Origin of the sequence: Lysinibacillus sp. OF-1 (assembly GCF_028356935.1) — a bacterium.
Taxonomy (GTDB): Bacteria; Bacillota; Bacilli; order Bacillales_A; family Planococcaceae; genus Lysinibacillus; species Lysinibacillus fusiformis_D.
Map to the genome: position 1 here is coordinate 746,561 of NZ_CP102798.1, position 24,516 is coordinate 771,076.

At 38.3% G+C, this 24,516-nt stretch carries 21 protein-coding genes and 1 other annotated feature; of the genes, 16 read left to right on the plus strand and 5 right to left on the minus strand.

The annotated features are described in order from the left end of the window. From addA to NV349_RS03470, 5 genes are all read left to right on the plus strand, one after another. On the plus strand, positions 1-3,720 hold the full coding sequence (gene addA / locus NV349_RS03450) for a helicase-exonuclease AddAB subunit AddA (RefSeq protein ID WP_271912420.1): 3,720 nt from the start codon (positions 1-3) through the stop codon (positions 3,718-3,720). Positions 3,721-3,799: 79 nt separating this feature from the next. Then, on the plus strand, positions 3,800-4,966 hold the full coding sequence (locus tag NV349_RS03455) for a DUF418 domain-containing protein (protein ID WP_101966431.1): 1,167 nt from the start codon (positions 3,800-3,802) through the stop codon (positions 4,964-4,966). A gap of 124 nt (positions 4,967-5,090) precedes the next feature. Continuing rightward, on the plus strand, positions 5,091-5,993 hold the full coding sequence (locus tag NV349_RS03460; RefSeq protein ID WP_036120924.1) for a fumarylacetoacetate hydrolase family protein: 903 nt from the start codon (positions 5,091-5,093) through the stop codon (positions 5,991-5,993). Positions 5,994-6,172: 179 nt separating this feature from the next. Beyond that, positions 6,173-6,538: a YisL family protein gene (locus NV349_RS03465; RefSeq protein WP_036120921.1), complete on the plus strand. Its 366-nt coding sequence runs from the start codon at positions 6,173-6,175 to the stop codon at positions 6,536-6,538. A gap of 132 nt (positions 6,539-6,670) precedes the next feature. Continuing rightward, complete coding sequence (locus NV349_RS03470; RefSeq protein WP_230593788.1) at positions 6,671-8,200, plus strand: alpha-amylase family glycosyl hydrolase; 1,530 nt, start codon at positions 6,671-6,673, stop codon at positions 8,198-8,200. Between the two features lie 44 nt (positions 8,201-8,244). Here NV349_RS03470 and NV349_RS03475 read toward each other — a convergent pair whose 3' ends face one another. Continuing rightward, positions 8,245-9,102: a DegV family protein gene (locus NV349_RS03475; protein ID WP_058843814.1), complete on the minus strand. Its 858-nt coding sequence runs from the start codon at positions 9,100-9,102 to the stop codon at positions 8,245-8,247. Positions 9,103-9,245: 143 nt separating this feature from the next. After that, positions 9,246-10,055 (minus strand): Cof-type HAD-IIB family hydrolase, encoded by an 810-nt coding sequence (locus NV349_RS03480; protein WP_036120914.1) that lies wholly within the window; start codon positions 10,053-10,055, stop codon positions 9,246-9,248. 121 nt (positions 10,056-10,176) lie between these two features. Between NV349_RS03480 and NV349_RS03485 the strand changes: the two genes are divergently transcribed. The 4 genes from NV349_RS03485 to NV349_RS03500 all read left to right on the plus strand — a co-directional run bounded on the left by NV349_RS03485 (position 10,177) and on the right by NV349_RS03500 (position 12,899). Further along, complete coding sequence (locus tag NV349_RS03485; protein ID WP_249646030.1) at positions 10,177-10,941, plus strand: prolyl oligopeptidase family serine peptidase; 765 nt, start codon at positions 10,177-10,179, stop codon at positions 10,939-10,941. A 53-nt stretch (positions 10,942-10,994) separates the two neighbouring features. Then, positions 10,995-11,303 carry a metal-sulfur cluster assembly factor gene (locus NV349_RS03490; protein ID WP_036120908.1) on the plus strand — a complete coding sequence of 103 codons (309 nt, stop codon included), beginning with the start codon at positions 10,995-10,997 and terminating at the stop codon, positions 11,301-11,303. Between the two features lie 250 nt (positions 11,304-11,553). Then, positions 11,554-12,060: a helix-turn-helix domain-containing protein gene (locus NV349_RS03495; RefSeq protein ID WP_271912421.1), complete on the plus strand. Its 507-nt coding sequence runs from the start codon at positions 11,554-11,556 to the stop codon at positions 12,058-12,060. Next, positions 12,045-12,899, plus strand: a complete 855-nt coding sequence (locus tag NV349_RS03500) for an IS3 family transposase (protein ID WP_249646172.1) — start codon at positions 12,045-12,047, stop codon at positions 12,897-12,899. Before NV349_RS03495 ends, NV349_RS03500 begins: the two co-directional genes overlap by 16 nt. Before the next feature lie 457 nt (positions 12,900-13,356). Here the strand turns inward: NV349_RS03500 and NV349_RS03505 are convergent, their stop codons facing one another. Then, complete coding sequence (locus NV349_RS03505) at positions 13,357-14,043, minus strand: Crp/Fnr family transcriptional regulator (protein ID WP_036126671.1); 687 nt, start codon at positions 14,041-14,043, stop codon at positions 13,357-13,359. A 269-nt stretch (positions 14,044-14,312) separates the two neighbouring features. On the opposite strand from NV349_RS03505, the gene NV349_RS03510 reads away from it, so the two are divergent. After that, positions 14,313-16,439 (plus strand): ATP-dependent Clp protease ATP-binding subunit, encoded by a 2,127-nt coding sequence (locus tag NV349_RS03510; RefSeq protein ID WP_271912423.1) that lies wholly within the window; start codon positions 14,313-14,315, stop codon positions 16,437-16,439. Between the two features lie 49 nt (positions 16,440-16,488). Here the strand turns inward: NV349_RS03510 and NV349_RS03515 are convergent, their stop codons facing one another. Next, positions 16,489-16,683, minus strand: coding sequence for a YjzD family protein (locus tag NV349_RS03515; protein ID WP_004227469.1), 195 nt, complete (start codon positions 16,681-16,683; stop codon positions 16,489-16,491). A 577-nt stretch (positions 16,684-17,260) separates the two neighbouring features. Here NV349_RS03515 and NV349_RS03520 point away from each other — a divergent pair. From NV349_RS03520 to NV349_RS03530, 3 genes are all read left to right on the plus strand, one after another. Continuing rightward, positions 17,261-18,199, plus strand: coding sequence for a beta-ketoacyl-ACP synthase III (locus tag NV349_RS03520; protein ID WP_058844656.1), 939 nt, complete (start codon positions 17,261-17,263; stop codon positions 18,197-18,199). A gap of 30 nt (positions 18,200-18,229) precedes the next feature. Beyond that, positions 18,230-19,471: a beta-ketoacyl-ACP synthase II gene (gene fabF / locus NV349_RS03525; RefSeq protein ID WP_058844655.1), complete on the plus strand. Its 1,242-nt coding sequence runs from the start codon at positions 18,230-18,232 to the stop codon at positions 19,469-19,471. A 105-nt stretch (positions 19,472-19,576) separates the two neighbouring features. After that, positions 19,577-19,798, plus strand: coding sequence for a YuzI family membrane protein (locus NV349_RS03530; protein ID WP_036126664.1), 222 nt, complete (start codon positions 19,577-19,579; stop codon positions 19,796-19,798). 1 nt (position 19,799) lies between these two features. Here NV349_RS03530 and trpS read toward each other — a convergent pair whose 3' ends face one another. After that, complete coding sequence (trpS, locus tag NV349_RS03535; RefSeq protein WP_036126679.1) at positions 19,800-20,789, minus strand: tryptophan--tRNA ligase; 990 nt, start codon at positions 20,787-20,789, stop codon at positions 19,800-19,802. A 116-nt stretch (positions 20,790-20,905) separates the two neighbouring features. Continuing rightward, positions 20,906-21,128: a binding site (T-box leader), on the minus strand. Between the two features lie 490 nt (positions 21,129-21,618). On the opposite strand from trpS, the gene spxA reads away from it, so the two are divergent. The 3 genes from spxA (at position 21,619) to NV349_RS03550 (ending at position 24,496) form a co-directional block, all read left to right on the plus strand. Beyond that, positions 21,619-22,014, plus strand: a complete 396-nt coding sequence (gene spxA, locus NV349_RS03540) for a transcriptional regulator SpxA (protein ID WP_025116803.1) — start codon at positions 21,619-21,621, stop codon at positions 22,012-22,014. Between the two features lie 434 nt (positions 22,015-22,448). Next, the gene (gene mecA / locus NV349_RS03545) at positions 22,449-23,117 is read left to right on the plus strand and encodes an adaptor protein MecA (RefSeq protein WP_036126663.1); all 669 of its coding nucleotides are present in this window, start codon (positions 22,449-22,451) and stop codon (positions 23,115-23,117) included. A 257-nt stretch (positions 23,118-23,374) separates the two neighbouring features. Next, on the plus strand, positions 23,375-24,496 hold the full coding sequence (locus NV349_RS03550) for a competence protein CoiA (RefSeq protein ID WP_089934869.1): 1,122 nt from the start codon (positions 23,375-23,377) through the stop codon (positions 24,494-24,496). Positions 24,497-24,516: the final 20 nt, after the last annotated feature.

Here is a 24,516-nt window from a genome sequence, read left to right on the forward strand (position 1 = left end):
ATGGCACAAACAATTCCTATTAAGCCAGCAGATGTCACGTGGACAGATGATCAATGGAAGGCGATTTATGCTAGTGGTCAAGACACACTTGTTTCAGCCGCGGCAGGGTCTGGGAAAACAGCAGTACTGATTAATCGGATGATTGAAAAAGTCATTGCTACCGAGAATCCTATCAATGTGGATGAACTATTGGTAGTGACCTTTACGAATGCTTCAGCCGCTGAAATGCGACATCGTATGTCAGAGGCATTAGAAAAAGCAATCGCAGAAAATCCAACATCTAATCACTTAAGACGCCAGCTTAGCCTTGTCAATAAAGCGCAAATTTCCACGTTGCACTCGTTCTGTTTAGCCATTGTGAAGCAATATGCATACTTGCTTGATATAGATCCAGGCTTTCGTATCGCCAATGAAGCAGAAATCGCTTTATTAAGAGATGATGTATTAACGGATGTTCTAGAAGATGCCTATGATGCTGAGGATGAGGCTCAAGTACAGGCTATTTATCGCCTTGTTGATAGCTTTACTTCGGATCGTGATGATCAAGCAATCGAAACGCTGATTAGTAAACTATATGATACGTCACGTGTACATGCAGAGCCTCAAAAATGGCTATGGAGTCTTCCTCAAGTATACGAGTTAGCAGAGGATGTAACGATTGATGATCTAGAGCTTTCTCAATATGTTAAATTGACCGTTCGCCATAGTTTGGAAGAAGCCTTCGTGTTAATTTCAGAAATGCGGGCGATTACATTACAGCCAGACGGACCGGCTCCTTATGCTGAAACGGCAGAAGTTGATTTTGCCATGATTCAAGAAGGGATTCGAATTAGCCAAAACGGTACATGGCAGGAGCTATTTGAATTTTTTGCGATGGTCAAATGGTCTACGTTAAAACGAGTATCCAAAGATGCATTAGTAGATGTAGAGTTACAGGAGCTTGCGAAGAAAAAAAGAGAAGCAGCTAAAAAAATAATGAATAAAATCAAAGAAACGTATTTTGTTCGTACACCTGCACGCCTACTTGAAGAAATACGATTAATGGCGCCAATAATTGCCACATTAGTAGACCTGACCGCTACTTTTAGTGAACAGTTCCGCCTAGCTAAGCTAGAACGGGGAATCATTGATTTTTCAGATTTAGAGCATTATGCGCTACAAATTTTGACAGTAGAAATAGATGGTGAACTTCAGCCTTCGCCAGTTGCATTAGATATGAAAAAACGTTTTAAAGAAGTACTTGTGGATGAATATCAGGATACGAATATGCTACAGGAAACCATTTTGCAGCTTGTCAAAACAGGGGAAGAGAGGGATGGCAACCTGTTTATGGTTGGAGACGTAAAGCAAAGTATTTATCGCTTCCGATTAGCTGAACCGAAGCTCTTTATGCGAAAATATAGTGATTTTTTGGAGATGCCTGATGTAACGGGAATGAGAATTGATTTAAATGCTAATTTCCGTAGTCGCAAAGAAGTGTTGAATGCTACAAACTATGTATTTGCACAAATTATGGGAGAGCGTGTTGGTGAGATTCTTTATGATGACAATGCATCATTAAAGCCAGCAGCACCTTATGATGAAAAAGAAATACCTGTTGAGCTTGTAGTGATGCATCCGCCACAGGATGAGGAAGCAACAGAAGAGCTTGAGGAAATGGGCAATGAAGCTACTACAGAGCTAGAAGAATTGAAAAAATCACAATATGAGGCGCGCTTTATCATTGATCGTATACGACTGATGATGGAAGATGGGACAACTGTTTATGATACGAAAACGAAGTCTGAGCGACCATTAAAGTATAGTGATATTGTGATTTTAATGCGCTCCATGACATGGTCGACAGATTTAGTGGAGGAATTTAAGCTGGCAGGGATTCCACTCTATGCTGAGTCATCTAAAGGCTATTTTGATGCGCTCGAAGTGATGATTATGTTAAATGTCTTGAAGGTAGTCGATAATCCCTATCAGGATATTCCACTAGCTTCTGTACTGCGTGCACCGTTTGTTGGTTTAACGGAAAATGAGTTGGCAAAAATTCGTTTAGCCGATCAGAAGGTACCGTTCTATGATGCTTTACGTCAATTTATTCGTAGCGAAGGGCATGGCGTGCAATCAACTACATTTGAAAAGCTTCAACGCTTTATGCTGGCCTTCGAAAACTGGCGAGATTTAGCACGTCGTGGATCATTATCCGATTTAATTTGGAGGATTTATTTAGATACGCATTATTATGAAATGGTTGGTGCAATGCCAAATGGTAAGCAGCGTCAGGCGAATTTACGCATCTTACATGACCGTGCATTAATGTATGAAAAAACGGCCTTTCGTGGACTATTCCGCTTTCTCCGCTTTATTGATCGAATGCGTACGCGTGGGGATGATTTAGGTACTGCAAAATCAATTGGCGAAAAGGACGATGTTGTGCGTCTTGTGACGATTCACTCCTCAAAGGGATTAGAGTATCCAGTAGTCTTTGTTGCAGGAATGGGACGCCCGTTTAACAAAATGGATTTTCATCAACCTTATTTATTCGACCAAGATTTTGGACTCGCTGTCAAGGCTATTGACCCAGAAAATCGCATCACATATACATCTTTACCGTTTTTAGCGTTAAAAGAAAAAAAAGAGCTGGAAATGCGTGCAGAAGAAATGCGTGTTTTATATGTTGCCATGACTCGTGCGAAGGAACGCCTAATTTTAGTGGGCTCTGTGAAGAATTGGGAGAAAACACGTGACAACTGGCAGGATGCACAAAGTTTACCGATAGATGCGCCGCTACAGGAATATTTGCGAGCAAGAGCTAATAGCTATTTGGATTGGGTAGGACCAGCGGTGGCAAGGCATGCAGACTTTACTACAGTTGCTACCACTTCTTATAAGGCGTTAGAAGATCATTCACGCTGGTCGGTACAAGCGATCAACACAAGCCATTATTCATATGAAATACATGCGATGGATGAAGAAGTACAACAATGGCTCACGATGCCAGAGGACGAGGCATTACTAGATGAAATTACGTCACGCTTTCAAGCGCAGTACGCCTACCAAAGGTCTACAAAAAAACGTTCTAAAACGTCTGTTAGTGAGATTAAGCGCTTAGAAAACTTACAGCGCCAGGCGGAACCTGAATTTTACTTTGCCACACCTGCCAAGCAAAAAGCTACTTCCATTGCACCTCGACCAGCCTTTTTACAGGAACAACAGCTAACAGGTGCTGAAATTGGAACAGCTGTGCATACAGTGATGCAGCATGTCCCACAGTATGGCTTTGTTGAAATCCAAGATGTGAAGGATTTTGTAGAGGATTTAGTGGCGAGACAATTGTTAACTGAGGCAGAGGGAAAAATGGTTCCACTAGCGAAGATTTTTCATTTTTTTGAGACAGAAATAGGGCAGCGGTTCAAAAAGGCAAAGCAAATACGCAGGGAAATGCCCTTTACCATTAGTAGAGTTGATGAAGATGGCGATGCTCAAATTGTACAAGGGATCATTGACTGCTTATTTGAAGATGAATATGGCGATTGGGTCTTGCTAGATTATAAAACTGACCGTATCCTGCCACATTTTGCACAGGAGCCTGCCCTGACAAAGGAAATACGAAATCGTTATGCTGTACAGCTTCGTGTTTATAGTGAGGCCATTGAATCAATTTTACACATCAATGTGAGCGATAAAGTATTATATTTATTCGATAATGAACAGGCCGTACAGGCATAAAGAACTTGTTATGGCAAAGCAGGGCAAGCCTTTTTTGCCTTGCTTGCACCATAGCATTTAGTCAAGAGGAGGCTATTTCGTGGAGTCAAAACCGACCATGTTGCAGGAACGAATGGCAACATTAGATATTTTACGAGGCATTAGTTTGGTAGGTATTTTACTTGTAAATATGTATACCTTTTATTTGCCAATGCCGCATATTGATTTGGCATCGTGGTTTACAACACCATCTGATATCGTTTGGCAAAAAAATATAGACATATATGTGCAGGGAAGCTTTTACCCATTATTTGCAATGCTATTTGGTTATGGGCTTGCCATGCAGTGGCAAAAAGCACAGAGCCGTGAACAAAATTTTTACACACTAGGTCTTCGCAGACTGTCTGTATTGTTTGTTTTTGGTTTTCTACATGCTGTGCTGATTTGGTGGGGCGATATATTAATGATGTACGCGTTCTGTGGCGTTTTTTTAGTGCTATTCCTACGCTTTAGTCCTATTTGGTTAGTAGCTAGTGCATTTATTATTAACGGTTTAATGCAAGTTTTTATGTTATTCGTTGTAGGAATTATTCTTTTTAATACCAAGGTAGATGATTATTTAGATATCGTATCTGTAGAGAAGGCTATTACGGCTTATGGTACAGGCAATTGGGTAGATGCCTTTATGCAACGCTTAACAGATTTATCGACGCAGGCAGGCATAGGGATGTGGTTTGCAGCACTGTTCACTATTTTACCGTATATGTTAATAGGTGCTGCAGCGTCAAAATGGCGTCTAGTAGAACGAGCTAAAGAATTGAAATGGCTCTGGCTGACATTAGCGATCACGGGGTTGGTCATTGGTATCGGTGTTAAAAGTTTACCAATTATGTTTACAAGAACATATTTACTAGATTATTTAAAGGTATACATAGGTGGTCCAATTTTAGCAGTAGGGTATATCGGGGTCATTGTGTTACTTTGCTTAGTGCCAATTGTACCGAAGTTACTTAGTCCTTTTGCTAAAATTGGTCGTATGTCCTTAACGATGTATATTCTTCAATCTATTATAGGTACTTGTTTATTCTACCAATTTGGCTTTGGCTGGTACGGTAAAGTCACTGTGGAAACAGGGGTACTAATTGCTATCGGCATTATTGTTGTGCAAATGATCCTAGCTGAAGTTTGGTTATCTAAGTGGAAACAAGGACCATTAGAGGCGATATGGCGTAAATTAACGTATAAGCAAAACGTGGAATCACGTTAATATATGCCTCTTCACATGCATAATTTATGAAGATAGTACAACTTATAAAATTATTGTCGCAAAAGTAAGGCAATTTCTATCATATTGTTGTATTATGTAGAAAAAAGAAGGAGCTCTTAAAATCATGAAAATTTTATCATTCAAATTAGGTGGACATGTAAGCTTTGGACCAAAAGTAAAAAAAGAAGAAGCGGTATGGGATGTACTCGCTATTCAAAATGAACTTCAAGTTCTCCCTTCTTTTTCAAGTTCAATTGTGGATGGCATTGCTTTAGGCTTTGATTTCGTTGAACAGATTCGTAAATTAGTAGAAGCAGCAGAAAAATCAGATCGTGCCGATAGTTTTAAACGTGAATTTACAGATATCGAGTGGCTTTCACCAATTCCGCGTACACCCAAAAATATTATGTGTATCGGTAAAAACTATGATGAACATGCCAAAGAAATGGGTGCAGAAGCAGCACCAACAGATTTAATGGTATTTACAAAATCACCAACTGCTATTGCAGCGGATGGACAAACAATTTCCATTCATGCTGACCTTTCTTCCAAAATGGACTATGAAGGTGAGCTAGCGATTGTTATTGGAAAACGTGGTAAAAATATTCCTAAAAATTTAGCATTTGATTATGTATTTGGTTATACAATTGCTAATGATATATCAGCTCGTGATTTACAAGACAAGCATAAACAATTTTTCTTAGGTAAAAGCTTGGAAGGTACTTGCCCTCTTGGACCATACCTTGTGACAAAGGATGAAATTCCAAATCCACAAGACTTAACAGTGGTGACAAAGGTCAATGATGAAGTACGCCAAAACGGTTCTACGAAGGATATGATGTTCTCTGTTGAAACCTTAGTATCTATTCTATCTCAACATGTAACATTAGAGCCAGGAGATGTTATTTTAACAGGTACGCCTGCAGGAGTTGGAAAAGGGATGAACCCGCCACAGTTCTTAAAGGCTGGGGATACAGTAAAAGTATCTATTCAAGGCATTGGTACATTAGTCAACCATTTTGAATAATGACGATAACCATCCGCGTGAGTCTTTACTCCGCGGATTTTTTCTTTCTACACTCGATAGGCTGTGAGATGTCGAGCTATAATTGATGTAAATTATGTGAACACTGTTGTAATGTTTGAAACCCTTTCCATCGCATGGTAGGATAGAGTTTGATAGAAAATGAATGAGGTGGGACAAACATGAGTTTTTTAACTAGCCAAACGCATTTGCATATTACTACGTGGGTTATTGCTATTGTTATCTTTTTAATCGCTGCACTAATGGGCAAGCAATCAAAGGGCTTACATATGGCTTTACGTCTATTCTACGTATTAATTATCATCACAGGTGGGGCATTATTCTTTAAATATCAGGCTGGAGACCCGATGATGTACGGACTGAAATTTTTATTCGGTATTTTAGTAATTGGTATGATGGAAATGGTATTAGTGCGTCAAAAGAAAAACAAACCAACAGGGATGTTTTGGGCATTATTCGCAGTATTCCTATTTATCACGCTGTTCTTAGGCTTTAAGCTACCATTAAACATTAATTTCCTAGCATAATAATTTCTTAAAGGTCGTGAAGTATTTGCTTCACGGCTTTTATTTTGCTAAAAGGGTGAATACGAGAGAACTGACACCTTTTTGCCCTAATTCATTTCGCATTTTCGTAAAATCTTTTGAAAAGATAGCGACGTGACAGTGTTATTTGGTAAAATGACGATGGATTGGTTTGAAAGAGAGGGAATAACAGTGAAATTTAAGAAGTGGATAAGTGCGACGGCTGCATCACTTTTATTAGCAACTTCATTCGTAAGTACTACACCAGTAGCGCATGCGGATGAAAAAGCGACAACATCGATAGCAGAAGAAAGCATCTTTGATTTACTCGTTGACCGTTTCTTTAATGGTTCGGGCACAAACGATTTTGATACAAATACGAAAGACCCTTCGAAATTTGCAGGAGGCGATTTTACAGGTCTGCAAGATAAGCTAAAATTTATTGGTGAGATGGGTTTTACAATTGTTTCTATTGGTCCTATTTTTTCTACAGAGAAATATGATGGATCACTACTTACAAGCTACACGACAATCGAACGTCATTTTGGAACAACAGAAGAATTCCAAAGTGTTGTAGAAGCCTATAAAGCTAAAAATATGTCCATCATGGTGGATTTCCCGCTCAATAATGTGAGTCCAAATCATGAATGGGCAAAGGACTCATCAAAAGCTGACTGGATTGCTTCTACGAATAATGGACAAGTACAATGGGATTTATCGAACAAAGCTGTGCAAGAGGCGCTCATTCAATCAGCCACTGAATTTGTTTCTACATATGATGTTGGTGGTATTCGTTTAACGAATATTGCAGAGGCTGATATAGCGTTTGTCAATGCGATGATTGCAGCATTAAAAGAGACAAAAGCATCTCTTTACGTGATTGCTAATGAAGAAAGTGATGCTGATTTTGATGCAACCTTCTCACCAGCAACAGCGGATATTTATCGTAATATTTTTAAAAACGTGGATATGGATTCGTCTAAATTAATGGAGCCTTTTACAGGAGAGAAGCCGACACAGATTATGGTGGATTCACTTGAAACCCATCGTTTTACATTCGATTCTGCGACTGAAAATATGTTTCCGCCTACACGCTTAAAAATGGCGATGGGTGCTTTATTTATGCTTCCTGGGATTCCCGTTGTACAATATGGTACAGAAATCGCCATGAATGGGGAAGCAAAACCAGATACACATCAGTTGTATAACTTTAAAACAGACGAAGAATTGATTGATTATATTAAAAATGTTCAATCCTTACGTAATCAATCTGCAACTTTACGTAAAGGTGATTTTGAAGTAATTACAAATGACAATGGCCTACTTGTCTTCACACGTACCTCTGACGAAGAAAAGTGGGTAATTATGGTGAATAATACAGGCAAAACGCAACGTGTGGACTTAACACCAGCGCAACTTGGTGAAGGGAAAATGCTGAACGGAATTTTACATGAGGAAAAAGTTCGTATAAATGAAAAAGAGGTTTATCCTGTTATTTTAGACCGAGAAATGGTTGAGATTTATCAGGTTCGCAATGATGAAGGCTTAAACATGCCCTACATGGTTGCCCTTGGTTTAGTGTGGGTAATCTTTATCGGCTTTGTTGTTATCATCATTAAACGAGGAAAAGTTCGTCGTCAAGAACAAGACGTCCAACAACCATAGCACAACGAAAAAGCATGTTAGGAGCAATCCTAACATGCTTTTTATTAGCCTTGATAGCTTTTGTTCGTAAAGAAGATTGCAATAGTGCCTGGTCCTACATGTGAACCGATTGCAGAGCCAATCATAGTAATTTGAACAGCTTGAGGAGAAAAACGTTCCTGAATAGAAGCCTTTACTTCATTGGCAAAGGCCACATCATCACTATGACTAATACCAACAATTTTATCCGTAAAGCTTCCGCCACGCTCCTGCATTAAATCTAACATACGATTAAGTGCTTTTTTACGACCACGTGACTTTTCAATAGGTATCAGCTTGCCATCCTCTACATTTAAAATAGGTTTAATGCTCAGAAGACCACCTAAAAAGGCACTGGCCTTGGATACACGACCACCTTTGGCAAGGTAATCTAAATCTTCTACTGTAAATAAATGCTCCATCTGAGGTGCATATGCACTCATTTTAGAGGCCATATCCTCTAAGGATACCCCTATATTTCGAAGGCGAACTGCTTCCTCTACAACTAGACCATGTCCTAGTGAAGCGCATTTAGAGTCGATAATGACTAATTTTAATGAAGGATATTGCTCTAATACTTGATTGCGAATCATTTGAGCAGTACTATATGTGCCGGATAATTCCGATGAAAAGGCAATATAGATGCCTTCTTCTTCATTTTTAGCTAGTTCCTCAAAGTGCTTTAAAAACAGCTCAGGTGACACTTGTGATGTTTTTGGTTGAGCACCTTGGCGGATGGCATCGTAAATCTCTTTGGAATCAATCGTAATGACATCTTCATATTCTTTGTTGTTCAATTGCACTCGTAAAGGGAGTAACACGACATCATTTTCTTCATAGTAAGACTTCGGTAGATCGCATCCACTATCCGTAAAAATCTTCATTCTCTTGTCCCCCTAATTTCAACTTACTCATCAAGTATTTTTAACTTTATTCAGTCGGTACTCACTTAAGGTAAATGGAAGGGGTACCACTGAATAAAGTTAAACTGGTAAAAATGGAATGTTAACTTGAACTTACTACTTAACTATGATAATTTCAAGCGTTCAATGAGGATTTTTGCGATTCCATCATCATTATTTGTTGCTGTAATTTCATTGGCAATGTTTTTAAGACTTGGAATACCGTTCCCCATCGCTACACCAAGTCCAGCATATTCGATCATTTCTAAATCATTGTCTTCATCACCAAACGCGATGATACGCTCACGTGGAATACCTAAATCTTTTGCCACATGCGCAATACCCACAGCTTTATTTAAGCCGCGACGTACAATTTCAATAATATGAAGTGGCGCGCCCCATCGACGATGCTCAATAACTTCTGCGTGCACCGCCTGTAAATGGTCACGTATAATGACCGAATTCGCTTCATTTGCTTGAATTAATAAACTTGTGGGATTTTCCAAGAGGTGTGTGTATAAATCCCCAAGTGTGATTTTGGGATTACCCATATTAAAAATATTTAAGATACGATCGTCCTCTGTGTGTACATAAATATCATCTTTTACCTCAGCGATAATATTTTCATACTCGTAACTATTGATGGATCCAACAACATCATGTACAACACTTAAATCAATCGGTGTGTGCATATGTTGCCAAGATACATTTTTGGGATGATGTACATATGCGCCATTAAAATTGACAATGGGTGTAGTGAGCCCAAGTTCATGATAATAAAGATCACTTGCACGGTATGGACGCCCCGTTGCAATCATCACTTGATGCCCTAATTCCTTAGCCTGCAATAATGTTTTTTTCGTTTTTGCTGAGATTTGTTGTTGGTCTGTTAATAAAGTACCATCTAAGTCTAGTACGATTAAATGCGGTTTCATAGCTCGTTGCCCCTTTCCTATAGTTTGAATAGTATCTCTTTGTCTTTCATTCGTCAAAATTTTGTCACAGTGAAAAAAGTTTGCTAACATAAAGATGAGACAATAGTTGGGAGTGACAAAAATGTTTGTAGAAAAAGAAGTGTGGGGAAATATTCCTTTATTACATATACATACAGACAAGATGAATGAAGAAACCCCAGTAGTGATTTTTTTGCATGGCTTTATGAGCGCGAAAGAACATAACTTACACTATGCATACCAATTGGTGCATAAGGGGGTGCGTGTCCTATTACCGGATGCAAAATTTCATGGTGACCGTAGCGAAGGCCTTACAGAAATACAAATGAACTTGAAATTTTGGGATATTGTTTTAAATTCTATTCATGAAGTGCAACAATTATATGATGAATTAAGGAATAAAAATTTATTGGCCAGTCATAATATTGGCATAGCAGGTACTTCAATGGGCGGCATCGTGACCTCCGGCTGTTTAAAACTTTATGATTGGATAAAAACAGCGTCAATATGTATGGGTGCACCAGGTTTTATTAAATTAGGTGAATATCAATTGCAGCAATTTGCAAAAAGCGGTATCAATTGGCCGATGTCAGAGGAAGATGTCCAAAAAGTGAATGAGCTCTTAGCTAAATATGATGTTAGTTTAACGCCAGAAAAATTCGCAGGTCGTCCGGTTTTCTTTTGGCATGGAGAATTAGATAAAACAGTACCTTTCCATGAAACGTATAAATTTTATGAGACATTACGGGAATACTATCAAGCAAGCCCTGAATATTTAAAGTTTATGGTGAACAAAAAGGCAGGACATGCAGTTCCACGTGACGGTATGCTAGCAGCAACAGACTGGCTTGCACAGCATTTGGCATAACAGGATGCATCTGCTATGATAAGGTTAACACTATGATGGAAGGAGAAATACGAATGGATCAAGATATGAAAGATAGCATGTTTGGTGCTTTAGAAAATGTAATTGACCCTGAGCTTGGGATTGATATCGTCAACTTAGGTTTAGTATATGATGTAGATTTAGATGATGAAGGTGTAGCAACTGTTACGATGACATTAACATCGATGGGATGCCCACTTGGGCCAGTTATTGTGGATCAGGTGAATACGGCATTAGGGGAACTTCCAGAAGTGAAAAGTACAAATGTTAACATTGTATGGAATCCACCTTGGTCAAAAGACAAAATGTCACGCTATGCAAAAATGGCATTAGGCGTACGCTAAAATTGCAACATTAAAAATCCCTGCTTATTTTATAGGCAGGGATTTCATGTTGTTGAAAAAAGATGATGTTCATAGTAGAAAAAGAACCTTTAGCAAGGCGAGGGGTTGATTTCCGTTCCGCCAGCGTCCTTTCCAAGGGGCGTCCGATGAGCCGCTTCACTCACTGCGTTCGCTCCAGAGTCTCAACTGTGACGCTATGAGCTGCACCCAAAATATTGGACTTAAAAATGTACTATAGGGGGTGCAGGTAGTGATTTCTGATGAACAAAAATTAGCCGCAGTTCTAGCTTACTTTGAAGAAAAAGAAAGTACGTATCAGATTGCCAATCGATTACAGAGGGATCAACAGTACATTCGATTATGGATTGAATTATATCGCTATCATGGCATCGAAGGAATTATTCGTCCTCAAGGGTTCACGAATTACGAAGATTCTTTTAAAATAAAAGTAATTCAACACCTGATAGAGACGGGCGATTCGCTCCTTCAGACTGCTGCGAAGTTTAATATTCCTTCCCGTGAAACCATTCGGAGATGGAAAAAACAATGGATGTCAACGGCTGGTGAGGTGCTCTATCAAGTAGAAAAGGAGCGCCAATCAATGCCAAAAAAACAACCACCTTCGTCTGATTTAAATGGAAAAACAACGGATGAGTTAAAAGCGGAAATTGAGTATTTACGGATGGAAAATGCCTATTTAAAAAAGTTGAAAGCCTTAGTTCAAGAAAAGGATGCCTTCAAATCCAAGAAAAAGTAAGAGCTGTTGATGAGCTAAGGTTGGATTTTCCTCTTCAAGCTCTATTAAAAGTCGCGAAACTTAAGAAAAGTACGTATTATTATCATCTCCAAAAATGGGTAAAACCAGATAAATATCAGGCGATCAAAGAACGAATTCAGACGCTTTTTCATTACCATAAGGGGCGTTATGGCTATCGTCGTATTTGTTTAGCCCTCCGAAATGAAGGGTTTTTCATCAACCATAAAACGGTCCAACGATTGATGCAAGAATTGGGCTTAAAAGGGACGGTACGCCCTAAAAAATACCGTTCGTATAAAGGGACAGTCGGCTATGTCGCAGAGAATATCATCCAACGTGATTTTGAAGCCACTGCACCCAATCAGAAATGGGTAACCGATGTAACGGAGTTTAAAATAAACGGTCAAAAAATCTATATATCCGCTGTATTAGATTTATTCAATCGAGAAATCGTTGGGTATGAGGTATCAAAATCACCTAATTTTGAGTTAGTTCAACAGTCTTTTAAGAAGGCGTTTACGTATACAAAGTTATCGAAAAAGAGTGGCTTAATCGTCCATTCTGATCAAGGATGGTTATATCAAATACCACGTTTTAAAGCGTTATTGGCAACACATGAAATCAAGCAAAGTATGTCACGGAAAGGAAATTGTTTAGATAATGCCGTGATAGAAAGCTTTTTTGGCATTATGAAATCAGAATTTCTATACGCAACAACGTTTAAGAACTACGAAGCATTCAAAAAAGCGTTAGTAGACTATATCCACTACTACAATCATGAACGGATAAAAATAAAACTCAACGGAAAAAGTCCAGTTGAGTTTCGAAGAGTTTCTTAAAAGTTCAAATTTTTGGGGTCAGTTCACTCAATCCCCTAGGAGTGACGCTGGCTCCACTCCAATCAACCATTCTGCAAAAATGTCTTTTCCTTATCTTTCATACGAGCCGTATTTGTATGATTAGAGAAAGGATAGCCTCTTATTGTCAATGTGGAGAAGTGATGAGTGACAACACCCTCCATAAAGAGTAATGAATACCTTCACTTTATTTGAAGATCTTTGCTAAACAGAAACATTTTTATGGATTGGAGTGGAAGGCTACTTGACTCCCGTGGGATAGCGAGACAGGCGAGCCCCTGCACGGAGGAAGCGACTCGGCGCTCGCCCACAGGAAAGCAAGTAGCCTGCAACGGAAATCCATTTTCACCTTTCACAAAAATGCTATGGATGGTTTTGTTTTTCAACACGATAAAATCCCTGCTATATTTTATAGGCAGGGATTTCGTTTGTAACGAAATTAATCGATACGGCATATTTGTAATGGACAATTTTCACAAGCAATTTCATTTTTTAAAAATTGTAAATCATGAATTGTAATAAAGCCTTTATCAAAGGTGATAATGTCGTGTTTTTTTAAATCATTCAACATACGATTAATCATTTCACGACTTGTTGCACACAAATTCGCAATTTCTGTATTTGTTAGCTGGAAATCAATAAAAATTGAGCCATTTTCTAAAGGTTTACCATACGTATTGGAAAGCCGAATGAGCGTTGAAAATAAAGCACCTTTTTTACCATTTAACACTAAATCACGCAAACGACTTTGATGCTTTAAGTTTTCTGTTTGCAACCACTTTATATATTCCACCATAACAGTAGGCTGATCTTCTAGTAAATGCTCCAATGATTTACGACTTAACACATACATCGTAGAAGGCTCTAATACCTTTGCAGTCATGGAATTATAGACTAGGTTACAAAATAATGACCCCTCTCCAATTATACTGTCAGGACCACAAATACGAATAGTTAATTCCTTGCCAGTTTCGGTTTCTTGGCTTATCGAAATCACACCAGATTGGATGTAATAAATTTCTTTTGCCCGTTCACCCTCTAGAAAAATTTTATTTCCTTTATTCACTTTGATAAAAACACCATGCTTTTGAAATAGATCCTTCATTTTTTCAAACATATTATCCATTAAAACCATATCTCCAACACATCGCTTTCTTTTTGTAATAAACGGCAATTATTACAAAAGGATAGTGGATTTTTCGATACTAAAACATAGAAACATATCATTATTATAACGTAAATTTCCATAATCCGTGAAAAAATTTTAGTGCGATTTCTTTGCGAAGCAATGTCGATTGATGTAAAATAAAGTTAGTCAAAAAAGGTCAAACTTTTTAAAAGAACAAGAATGGGTATAACAATGATAAGAAACATGATGGTAAAGGAGTGCTAGCTATGCAATTTCAACAAACAGATAACAAAAAACCACTAGAGCAATTTGGACGAAATTTGATTGAAGAAGTTAAAAACGGCAAAATGGACCCAGTTATCGGGCGTGATGAGGAAATTCGAAATGTCATTCGTATTTTAACACGCAAAACGAAAAATAATCCTGTATTAATTGGTGAACCAGGAGTTGGTAAAACAGCGATTGTTGAGGGTTTAGCACAGCGTATTGTGAAAGGCGATGTGCCAGAGGGCTTGAAAGAATGTGTGTTATATGAGCTAGATATGAGTGCTTTAATCGCAGGGGCAAGCTATCGTGGCCAATTTGAAGAGCGCTTAAAAGGTGTGTTAAAAGAGGTGAAAGATTCAGAAGGACAAATCATTTTATTTATTGATGAAATTCATACCATCGTCGGCGCAGGCAAAACAGACGGTGCTATGGATGCAGGGAATATGCTCAAGCCTATGCTTGCACGCGGTGAACTACATTGTATTGGTGCTACAACACTAGATGAGTATCGTATGTACATTGAAAAAGATCCTGCTTTAGAGCGACGATTCCAGCAAGTTCTTGTACGTGAGCCTTCGATTGAGGATACGGTTTCCATTTTACGGGGCTTAAAAGAACGCTTTGAATTACATCATGCAGTACGAATTCATGACAGAGCAATTGTTGCGGCAGCAGAACTGTCCAACCGATATATTACAGAGCGATTTTTACCTGATAAGGCAATTGATTTAATTGATGAGGCTTGTGCGATGATTCGTACAGAAATTGATTCGATGCCACAGGAATTAGACGCAGTGACACGTCGCATTATGCAGCTTGAGATTGAAGAACAGGCATTACGTAAGGAAAAGGACGAAGCAAGTAAAAAACGTCTAGAGCAATTGCGTGAGGAATTAACAAAATTAAAAGAATCCTCAGAGGGCATGCGCCAACAATGGGAAGCAGAAAAAGAAATGTTACACGACATTCAGAAAAAACGGGAAACATTAGATAAATACCGTCGTGATTTAGATGAAGCAGAAAGTAAATATGATTTAAATAAAGCTGCGGAATTACGCCATGGCAAAATCCCAACATTAGAAAAGGAAATTCAGGAACTCGAAAAACAGTTAGAAAATGGGGCAGAATCCCGCATTTTACGTGAAGAAGTAACGGCAGATGAAATTGCTGCGATCGTTTCCCGCTGGACAGGAATTCCTGTAACAAAATTAGTAGAAGGAGAGCGTGAAAAACTTCTACGATTAAAGGATACATTACATGAAAGAGTAGTCGGTCAAGACACAGCAGTACAATTAGTAACAGAAGCTGTATGGCGTGCACGTGCAGGTATTAAAGATCCACATCGTCCGATTGGGAGCTTTTTATTCTTAGGTCCAACAGGTGTTGGTAAAACTGAGCTTGCTAAGGCACTTGCTGCGCAGTTATTTGATGCAGAAGATCACTTTATTCGAATTGATATGAGTGAATACATGGAGAAACATAGTGTGTCTCGTCTCGTTGGTGCTCCTCCAGGCTATGTAGGTTATGAGGAGGGCGGACAATTAACAGAGGCTGTACGCCGAAATCCATATTCCGTGGTCCTCCTAGATGAAATTGAAAAAGCACATCCAGATGTGGCGAATATTTTATTACAAATTTTAGATGATGGCCGCATTACAGATAGTCAGGGACGTATGGTGAATTTTACAAATACAGTGGTCATTCTAACATCCAATATTGGCTCTAGTTATTTAATGGAGGCAAAAGAAGGCGATAATGCTGTTGAAGACTTAGTGATGACGGCCCTACGCCAACATTTTAAACCAGAATTATTAAACCGTATGGATGACATTATCTTTTTCCATGCTTTATCTACAAAGCATTTTACTGCGATTGCTTGGAAGTACGTGGAGCAACTGATTAAACGTGTGGCAGAACAGGAAATTACTTTATCTGTCGAGCAAGAGGTTATTGACTGGGTAGTACAGCAAGGAGCGGATGCTCAGTTTGGAGCGAGACCATTAAAACGCTTTGTACAACGACATATCGAAACAGCAGTAGCTAGAGAACTGCTTCGTGGTGAGGTTTTACCAGGAGAAACTTTGCATGTGAAAATGCGTGATGGTCAATGTGTTGTGGAAAAATAACAGAAAAAACCTGTTCGGCAATGTGCTGAACAGGTTTTTTCTAGATAAATTAATGATGGTCTGCAGCTTCTGGTGTAGGGTCGTTTGGAATGATTGCTCCAATAATAAAGATTAGAATGGAGAATACAACAGAAACGATTGCCCCTGTTTTAAAATCAAATGGTACACCAAGTACAGAGCTGACTACGTAGTTTAACATAGAAACTAGTAGGAATGACCATATGAACGTTACGATATATTGCATTAATTTCACCTCAACCGAACTTTTTTCATTATAAGGTTTTACTCATATTCATTATCATATCATAACATAAATCGAAAAAAAATGAACCTTTTATGTGAAACATGGCGAATTTGTCACAACAAATACGAGGATCTGCAATTTATATTCAACGGTATATCGTAGCATTTGATTGCAGAAGGTATGCTGATGTTTAATGATAGGAAGTTAGTGTGTGCTTTGTAATGAAGAAGAGTCAGGGGAATTTGTCTCGATTAGGGTTTTTGCTCGTAACGAGTGAAGAAGCGCTCTAATTATAGTAGGGACTTGGCTCAGAGCTAGTAGAAAGCGCCCCTAAGTAAGACACTCCGTTCATAAAAAGGTGAACAGTACTATGACGTAGAAGTTCACCCGCTTAAAAATGACGATAATGCCAAAACTCTCGCCTAACCTAATAAAGAGTCAGCCCTCACCAAAAATAAAATCTCCACCACGTCCAAAACACATTAATTTTAAATCATCTTGCGTCCTTCCTTTCGTATGCGTTATAATTATGACCAGTTACTAATAATTGATAGTAAGAAAGCTGAGGGGTTGCTATATGAACGCTGGTATTATAGGAATTGGCAAATATGTTCCTGAGAAGGTCGTTACAAATTTTGATTTGGAAAAAATAATGGATACTTCAGATGAATGGATTCGAACTCGAACAGGCATTGAAGAACGTCATTTTGCGGCAGAGGATCAGGAAACTTCAGATTTAGCAGTAGCAGCTGCTAAAGAAGCTATTGCAAAAGCGGGTATTACGCCAGAGGAAATTGGTTTAATACTTGTAGCAACTGTCACACAGGATCAAACTTTTCCAAGTGTAGCATGTATGGTTCAGGAACAAATCGGAGCAGTGAATGCGGCGGCGATGGATCAAGCAGCGGCATGTGCAGGATTTATATATAGCTTAGTGACAGCGAAGCACTTTGTAGAGGCAAATACTTATAAATATGTCTTAGTAGTAGGTGTAGAAAAGCTGTCGAAAGTCATTGATTGGAAGGATCGTAATACAGCTGTTTTATTCGGTGATGGTGCTAGTGCAGCCATTGTTGGGCCAGTATCTGAAGGCAGAGGTATTGTATCATTTGAACTTGGTGCTGATGGTACAGGCGGTAAAAACCTTTATTTAACACAGCAAGACACGATTACAATGAATGGTCGTGAAGTGTTTAAGTTTGCTGTACGTCAAATGGGTGAATCGGCTGTTAATGTGTTAAAGAAAGCAGGATTAACAAAAGAAGACGTAGATTTTTTAGTGCCGCATCAGGCAAATATACGAATTATGGAATCTGCTCGTGAGCGATTAGAGCTACCACCTGAAAAAATGTCAAAAACGATTCATAAATATGGAAATACTTCAGCAGCATCTATTGGTATTTCCTTGGTAGATGAGCTCGAAGCAGGTAAGATTAAAGAGGATGACTTATTAGTCCTCGTTGGTTTTGGTGGCGGCTTAACATGGGGTGCCGTAGCCATGAGATGGGGAAAATAAGAAGGAAAAATGCTTGAGGGGAGTAAGACAATGAGTAAACGACGAGTAGTAATTACAGGAATTGGCGCAGTGACACCACTAGGAAATAGTATCGAAGAAACATGGGCTAACATCAAGGCTGGTAAATCTGGCATTGGTGAGCTGACACGATTGAATAAAGAACTTTTTGCAGCAAAAATCGCAGCAGAAGTGAAGGATTTCGATATTGAAAAATATATTGATCGTAAAGAAGCACGTAAAATGGATCGTTTTACGCACTACGCGTTAGCCGCTTCCATTATGGCAATGGAAGATGCACAATTAACAATTGATGAAGAGCTAGCTCCACGTGCGGGTGTATGGATTGGCTCTGGTATCGGCGGTATGGAAACTTATGAACAACAATTTTTAACATTCCAAGAGCGTGGCGCAAGACGTGTCAGCCCATTCTTCATTCCAATGATGATTCCTGATATGGCTTCAGGGCAAGTATCTATTCACGTTGGTGCAAAAGGTATTAACTCATGTTCTGTAACGGCGTGTGCTTCGGGAACAAACTCCATTGGTGATGCCTTTAAAGTAATTGAACGTGGGGATGCAGATGTGATGATTTCAGGTGGTGCTGAATCACCAATCGTTACAATGGCTGTGGCAGGCTTCTGTGCAAATACAGCTTTATCATTAAATCCAGACCCACAAGCAGCATGTCGTCCATTTGATAAAAACCGCGATGGTTTTATTATCGGAGAAGGCGCTGGTATCGTTATTCTAGAAGAGTATGAACATGCAAAAGCTCGTGGCGCTAAAATATATGCTGAAGTTTTAGGTTATGGTGCAACAGGTGATGCACATCACATTACGGCTCCAGCTCCAGAGGGTGAGGGGGCAGCACGTGCAATGACGCAAGCATTGACAGATGGTGGAGTTGATCCATCACAAGTTGATTATATTAATGCACATGGTACTAGCACACCTTACAATGATTTATTTGAAACACAAGCTGTTAAAACTACTTTTGGTGATCATGCGTATAAGCTTGCTATGAGCTCTACAAAGTCTATGACGGGTCACTTATTAGGAGCAGCTGGTGGTGTGGAAGCGATTTTCACAGCATTAGCCTTAAAAGAAGGCATTTTACCTCCAACAATTAATTTAGTAGATCCAGATCCAGAATGTGATTTAGATTATGTTCCAAACGAAGCGAGAGAAGCAAACATTCAATATGCGATGAGTAATTCTCTTGGTTTTGGTGGTCACAATGCCAGTCTTCTATTCAAAAAATATGAAGCATAATATATAAACTTAAAAAACGTCAGCCAAATTTAAACGGCTGACGTCTTTTTTTATAGTTTTGTGAATAAATGATAAGTAAGAAGAAATAGAAAGGATGCCTCTACTGTGTTTCGTCTCTTTTTATTTTTAGTAAGCTATGGCTTAATGATTCTCTCTGTAGGGAATCTCATATTGTATTTAAATTATCGAACATTAGGTTATTCCTGGAAGGTTGTTTTCAAATTTATTTTTCAAACAACAGAATTTTATATGGCGGTAGGAGCCTGCATTATCATTTGCGCTGTTGTGCTTGATTTAGGCTTTGATCGCTCCACAGACAAGCCATAAATTAGCGACGTGTGCGGCCGAGACCCATTGCATCTTCCATGCGTTTTAATGTAGCACTGGCAATCGCATTCGCCTTTTCAGCACCTTCATCTAAGATGACATCTAATTCAGAGGATTCTACTAAATGATAGAATTTTTCTTGAATTGGTGTTAGATGTTCGATAACAGCTGTTGCAACACCTTGCTTGAATCCACCATAACCAATTCCCTCATATTTTTTGACTAAATCTTCAATGGCTATACCAGAAATAGCCGATTCGATTGTCAATAAATTCGAGACACCTGGTTTATTTTCTACATCAAATGCAACAATACCATCAGAATCCGTAACCGCTGATTTAATTTTTTTCTCAATGTCCTTCGCAGTATCTAGCAAACGGATTGTCGCTTTCGTATTAGGGTCAGATTTACTCATTTTCTTTGTTGGCTCTTGTAAGGATTTAATACGAGCGCCTGCTTTTGGTAATTGAATTTCTGGAATTGTTAAAACGTCACCAAAGCGTTTATTAAAACGTTCTGCAAGGTCACGAGTTAGCTCGATATGCTGCTTCTGATCATCGCCGACAGGGACAATGTTTGTGTTGTAAAGTAGAATGTCTGCAGCCATTAACGGTGGATATGTTAAAAGAGCAGCAGAAACGCTTTCTTTACCATGTGATTTATCTTTAAATTGTGTCATACGTTCTAGCTCCCCGATAGACGCAACACATTGTAACATCCATCCTGCCTGAGCATGCGCTGGCACCTCTGATTGAATGAATAACGTAGATTTTTTAGGGTCGATGCCAGTAGCAATATAGGTAGCTGCCAGCTTACGAATGCTTTCACGTAATTCTTTAGGATCCTGGGCAACCGTGATCGCATGCTGATCAACGATACAATAAATAGCATTTCCTTCGTCTTGTAGTGCAGGGAATTGCTTGAATGCTCCTAAATAGTTCCCTAAAGTAACGATTCCTGTAGGCTGTACGCCTGAAAAAATAGTTGTCATTAAAAGTTCCTCCTCGAATTCAAATTCCGTGATGGTTGTCAGCGGCGTTTTGCTCACTTTTCCACCTCACGATAAAGACAAAAAAACATCATGCGTCCTCATTAGATTTTTTCTAATGAAGGGACGAATGATGTTTTGAATCCGCGGTACCACCCAGCTTGCCTAAAAGGCCACTCAGCTTCGTAACGTGAAGGGACGAGCTCTGCTAATAGCTTCTAACAGCGTTCACAAAGCTAACTCGGAAGTCCATTCCACATGTCTCCACGATCTGTTTGCAGCAACCACAGACTCTCTAAACGTGAAATGAACATATGTACTACTCTTCGTCAGCGTTTTTCTCAATTTAAATTATTCAAATTGATTTGATTGCAAAGAATTATATTATAAAGATTCCATTGTGTAAAGTCAGACTTTTGACGGTGGTTTTTTTCGAGAAAAAATTATATGCTTTTTTTGTTGTGTAATTTTGTTATAAATATAAATTTTTTTATTAAAATTGTGTTTAGGTGTACACGTCAAATTGACAATTTTCTCGTTTAATCTTTTTAAATGAGAACAACTAAGATACATGCTTGGATGTTTAAAATGCACTGAAAGTGGGAATGTTAGTAGTAGCACATAAGATAGAAGGAAATACGCTTTATTAAAAGCTGTATAAAGAGACAGAATAATTTGTGATGGGTTCAGTCTTTTTTTATTGGAACTATATTCAAATACAGCTGAGTGCTGTATAATGGTACTGTGTATTTTACTTTACATTAATTCTAATTTAACACTTTGGTTCTGGTTTATAGATAATGATTACAAAATGAAAGGATGTGTCAGAATGATCGTAACCCTATTTACATCACCAAGTTGTACCTCTTGTCGTAAAGCGAAAGCTTGGTTAGAGGAGCACGAAATTCCATATACAGAACGTAATATATTTTCTGAGCCACTAAGTATTAGTGAAATTAAAAAAATTTTACGTATGACAGAAGACGGGACAGATGAAATCATTTCTACTCGTTCAAAAATATTTCAAAAATTAAATGTGGATGTTGAAAGTTTACCACTACAACGTTTATATGAATTAATTCAGGAGTATCCTGGTTTATTACGCCGACCAATTATTTTGGACGAAAAACGTCTACAAGTTGGCTATAATGAAGATGAAATTCGTCGCTTCCTACCTCGAAAAGTTCGAGCATATCAGCTTCAAGAAGCGCAACGAATGGTGAATTAAACCTACTCATTTTGAATAATATATATTGTAGATGTTACAAATGTGGAATGCATGTTGTGACATCTATTTTTTTATGTTTTACTTATGTAAAACCTTCTATATGAAGTATAATAATTGATAGGGAAAAGTCATATATTTCCGTAAAAGTATGTTAAACTTGATTTAAGTTAAATAGTTTACTACAATTTCAATAATTCAAATATCTTCTGTGAAACGGTGTATATCCTTTTCATTTTATGACAGAACAGCATACAATAGAGTTAGAGACAACTGTGAACAAAAAAAATCATGTTTGCGGTTCCTCGATGGTTTTACTGAGTGTGGTCAAAGGTTGAAAAACAAATGCAGTATGAAGGTTAAAAACAAAGAATAAAAGCATACTAATGAAACAAAACTGTTTTTCAGCATATGACAGTGAAGGGAGATGAGGTCTAGTGGACATCGAACGTGTAAATGAAAATACACTCAAGCTCTTTATTACGTATAATGATATAGAGGATCGCGGCTATAGTCGTGAAGAAATTTGGTACAATCGAGCAAAGGGTGAGCAACTTTTTTGGGATATGATTGATGAAGTAAACACGGAGGATTACTTTGATGTAGAGGGTCCGATTTGGATTCACATCAATGCATCTGAAGTAGGCTTAGAAATCATTGTCACACGTGCACATATTTTAAAAGACGGTGAAACATTAGATGGTCATTCGAGTTTTGATGAACACAAAGAAATGTTTGCACCATTCGATGAAGTTGGAGAAGATCTTCTTAGCCAGCTAACTCAACTTGGTGACATGGATGAGTCAGAGTTATTTATGGATACAGACATTTATGTTTATAAATTTAAAGATATTGATGAGTTAATCCCTGTCGCAAAACGAATGACAGACGAATTAGTGGATTCCTCATTATTCAAATATGAAGATTGGTACTATTTAGTTGTTGATTTCGGGAACGCAGATGAGGATTTAAATCGTCATGATCGAAATGCGGTCATCAAGGAATTTTTAACACCATCCAATTTAACCATTCACCGTCTAGAGGAGTACGGTGAAAAGATTATGGAATTTAATTGCTTTGAAACAGTTCGAAAATACTTTGCATAAGCATTAAAATACCTCATTTTTTAGACTGTAGTAAAACTCGTAAATTTATTGAGTTTTGCTACAGTCCTTTTTTTGCATTCATATTTAAGCTATCATCGGTTAATTGACCAGCGTTGTACAGGCCTCTCTGCTCATGCTGTGAAATCTGCTGAATGAAGATATATGAGACGGCATTTTTAAAATTTCAAGAAATAATTGCTTAATTTTTGTGAGGGCAAACCAACTCCATTATAGTTGACTAAAAAGGAGTTGATTAAATGCTGGTAGCTTATAACAACAAACAGCAGCTATTTCTCCCATATCAATATACGAGGAAAGCTTTACAACGATATAGGCGACAAATGAAATTTTTTTGTCCTCAATGTCTAGAACCAGTTCAATTGAAAGTAGGTCAACATAATATTCCCCATTTTTCACACTTCGCCAAAAAGCATTGTCCACAATTGTTCGCTGAAGGTGAATCTAAACTTCATCTCCAAGGTAAAATGCAATTATTTGAATGGCTCACAAAGCATGGATATCAAGTGGAGCTAGAGCCATTTTTAAAGCAGCTTGCTCAACGCCCGGATTTGCTCATTACAATAAATGATCGTCACTATGCAATTGAATTTCAATGTAGCACAATCTCCCATGAAAAATGGCAACAACGTACAGCTGGCTACGAAAAAAACGATATACAAGTAATTTGGCTTTTTCAAACGCCTCAAAGCAAAGATGCAATCAACGGCATCAGCAAAATTACCATTTCCCCATTGCTGCAAAAATCGTTTATGACAACTACATCAGGTGTACCTTATTTAATGACGTATAACGCTAGGACGGCCCATTTTACTTATTGGACGAATCTTCTTCATGTACATGGGCATACTTTCATAGGTAAAGTTCAGACAATACCAGTCAATCAACAACACTTTCCTTTTTATATACCGAAGCAAATTACTCAAGAAGAATTTCAACAGTATTGGCAACTTTATAAACAAGCATGTAGGCAATTTGTATCTGCGCGTCTTTTATATAGTAAAAAGGGGGCGCAAGATTTATTTTTACGAAATTGCTATGAATTAAACTTTGCGTTAACTGCTATGCCTTCCTACATTGGAATTCCAGTGAAGGGTGGAGAAGCTATCTCCTTGTTTACTAGTGAATGGCAAACGATGCTGTTGCATTTTAGTAAACAATTAGGTCGACAGCCCTTTATGTTAACGAAGCAGGAGATTCACCATTTTTTAAGTAAGCATCAACTAGAAGTGACAACACAGTCGGTAAGTGCTGTCCTGTATTATGGACAGCTCTTGAAGCATATGACTCAAGAAGAGCAGTTGCTAGATATTTGTGAGCATGTATATGTACATTTATTTGCAATTGCCACAATATATTGAGAAAATATGAGAGTAAAAGG

What these genes read in the sequence shown, in the direction of transcription:
- addA (WP_271912420.1), top strand. Translation starts at nt 1, where the DNA reads ATGGCACAAACAATTCCTATTAAGCCAGCAGATGTCACGTGGACAGAT.
- NV349_RS03460 (WP_036120924.1), top strand. Translation starts at nt 5,091, where the DNA reads ATGAAAATTTTATCATTCAAATTAGGTGGACATGTAAGCTTTGGACCA.
- NV349_RS03465 (WP_036120921.1), top strand. Translation starts at nt 6,173, where the DNA reads ATGAGTTTTTTAACTAGCCAAACGCATTTGCATATTACTACGTGGGTT.
- NV349_RS03475 (WP_058843814.1), bottom strand. Translation starts at nt 9,102, where the DNA reads ATGAAGATTTTTACGGATAGTGGATGCGATCTACCGAAGTCTTACTAT.
- NV349_RS03480 (WP_036120914.1), bottom strand. Translation starts at nt 10,055, where the DNA reads ATGAAACCGCATTTAATCGTACTAGACTTAGATGGTACTTTATTAACA.
- NV349_RS03485 (WP_249646030.1), top strand. Translation starts at nt 10,177, where the DNA reads ATGTTTGTAGAAAAAGAAGTGTGGGGAAATATTCCTTTATTACATATA.
- NV349_RS03490 (WP_036120908.1), top strand. Translation starts at nt 10,995, where the DNA reads ATGGATCAAGATATGAAAGATAGCATGTTTGGTGCTTTAGAAAATGTA.
- NV349_RS03505 (WP_036126671.1), bottom strand. Translation starts at nt 14,043, where the DNA reads ATGGATAATATGTTTGAAAAAATGAAGGATCTATTTCAAAAGCATGGT.
- NV349_RS03510 (WP_271912423.1), top strand. Translation starts at nt 14,313, where the DNA reads ATGCAATTTCAACAAACAGATAACAAAAAACCACTAGAGCAATTTGGA.
- NV349_RS03515 (WP_004227469.1), bottom strand. Translation starts at nt 16,683, where the DNA reads ATGCAATATATCGTAACGTTCATATGGTCATTCCTACTAGTTTCTATG.
- NV349_RS03520 (WP_058844656.1), top strand. Translation starts at nt 17,261, where the DNA reads ATGAACGCTGGTATTATAGGAATTGGCAAATATGTTCCTGAGAAGGTC.
- fabF (WP_058844655.1), top strand. Translation starts at nt 18,230, where the DNA reads ATGAGTAAACGACGAGTAGTAATTACAGGAATTGGCGCAGTGACACCA.
- trpS (WP_036126679.1), bottom strand. Translation starts at nt 20,789, where the DNA reads ATGACAACTATTTTTTCAGGCGTACAGCCTACAGGAATCGTTACTTTA.
- NV349_RS03550 (WP_089934869.1), top strand. Translation starts at nt 23,375, where the DNA reads ATGCTGGTAGCTTATAACAACAAACAGCAGCTATTTCTCCCATATCAA.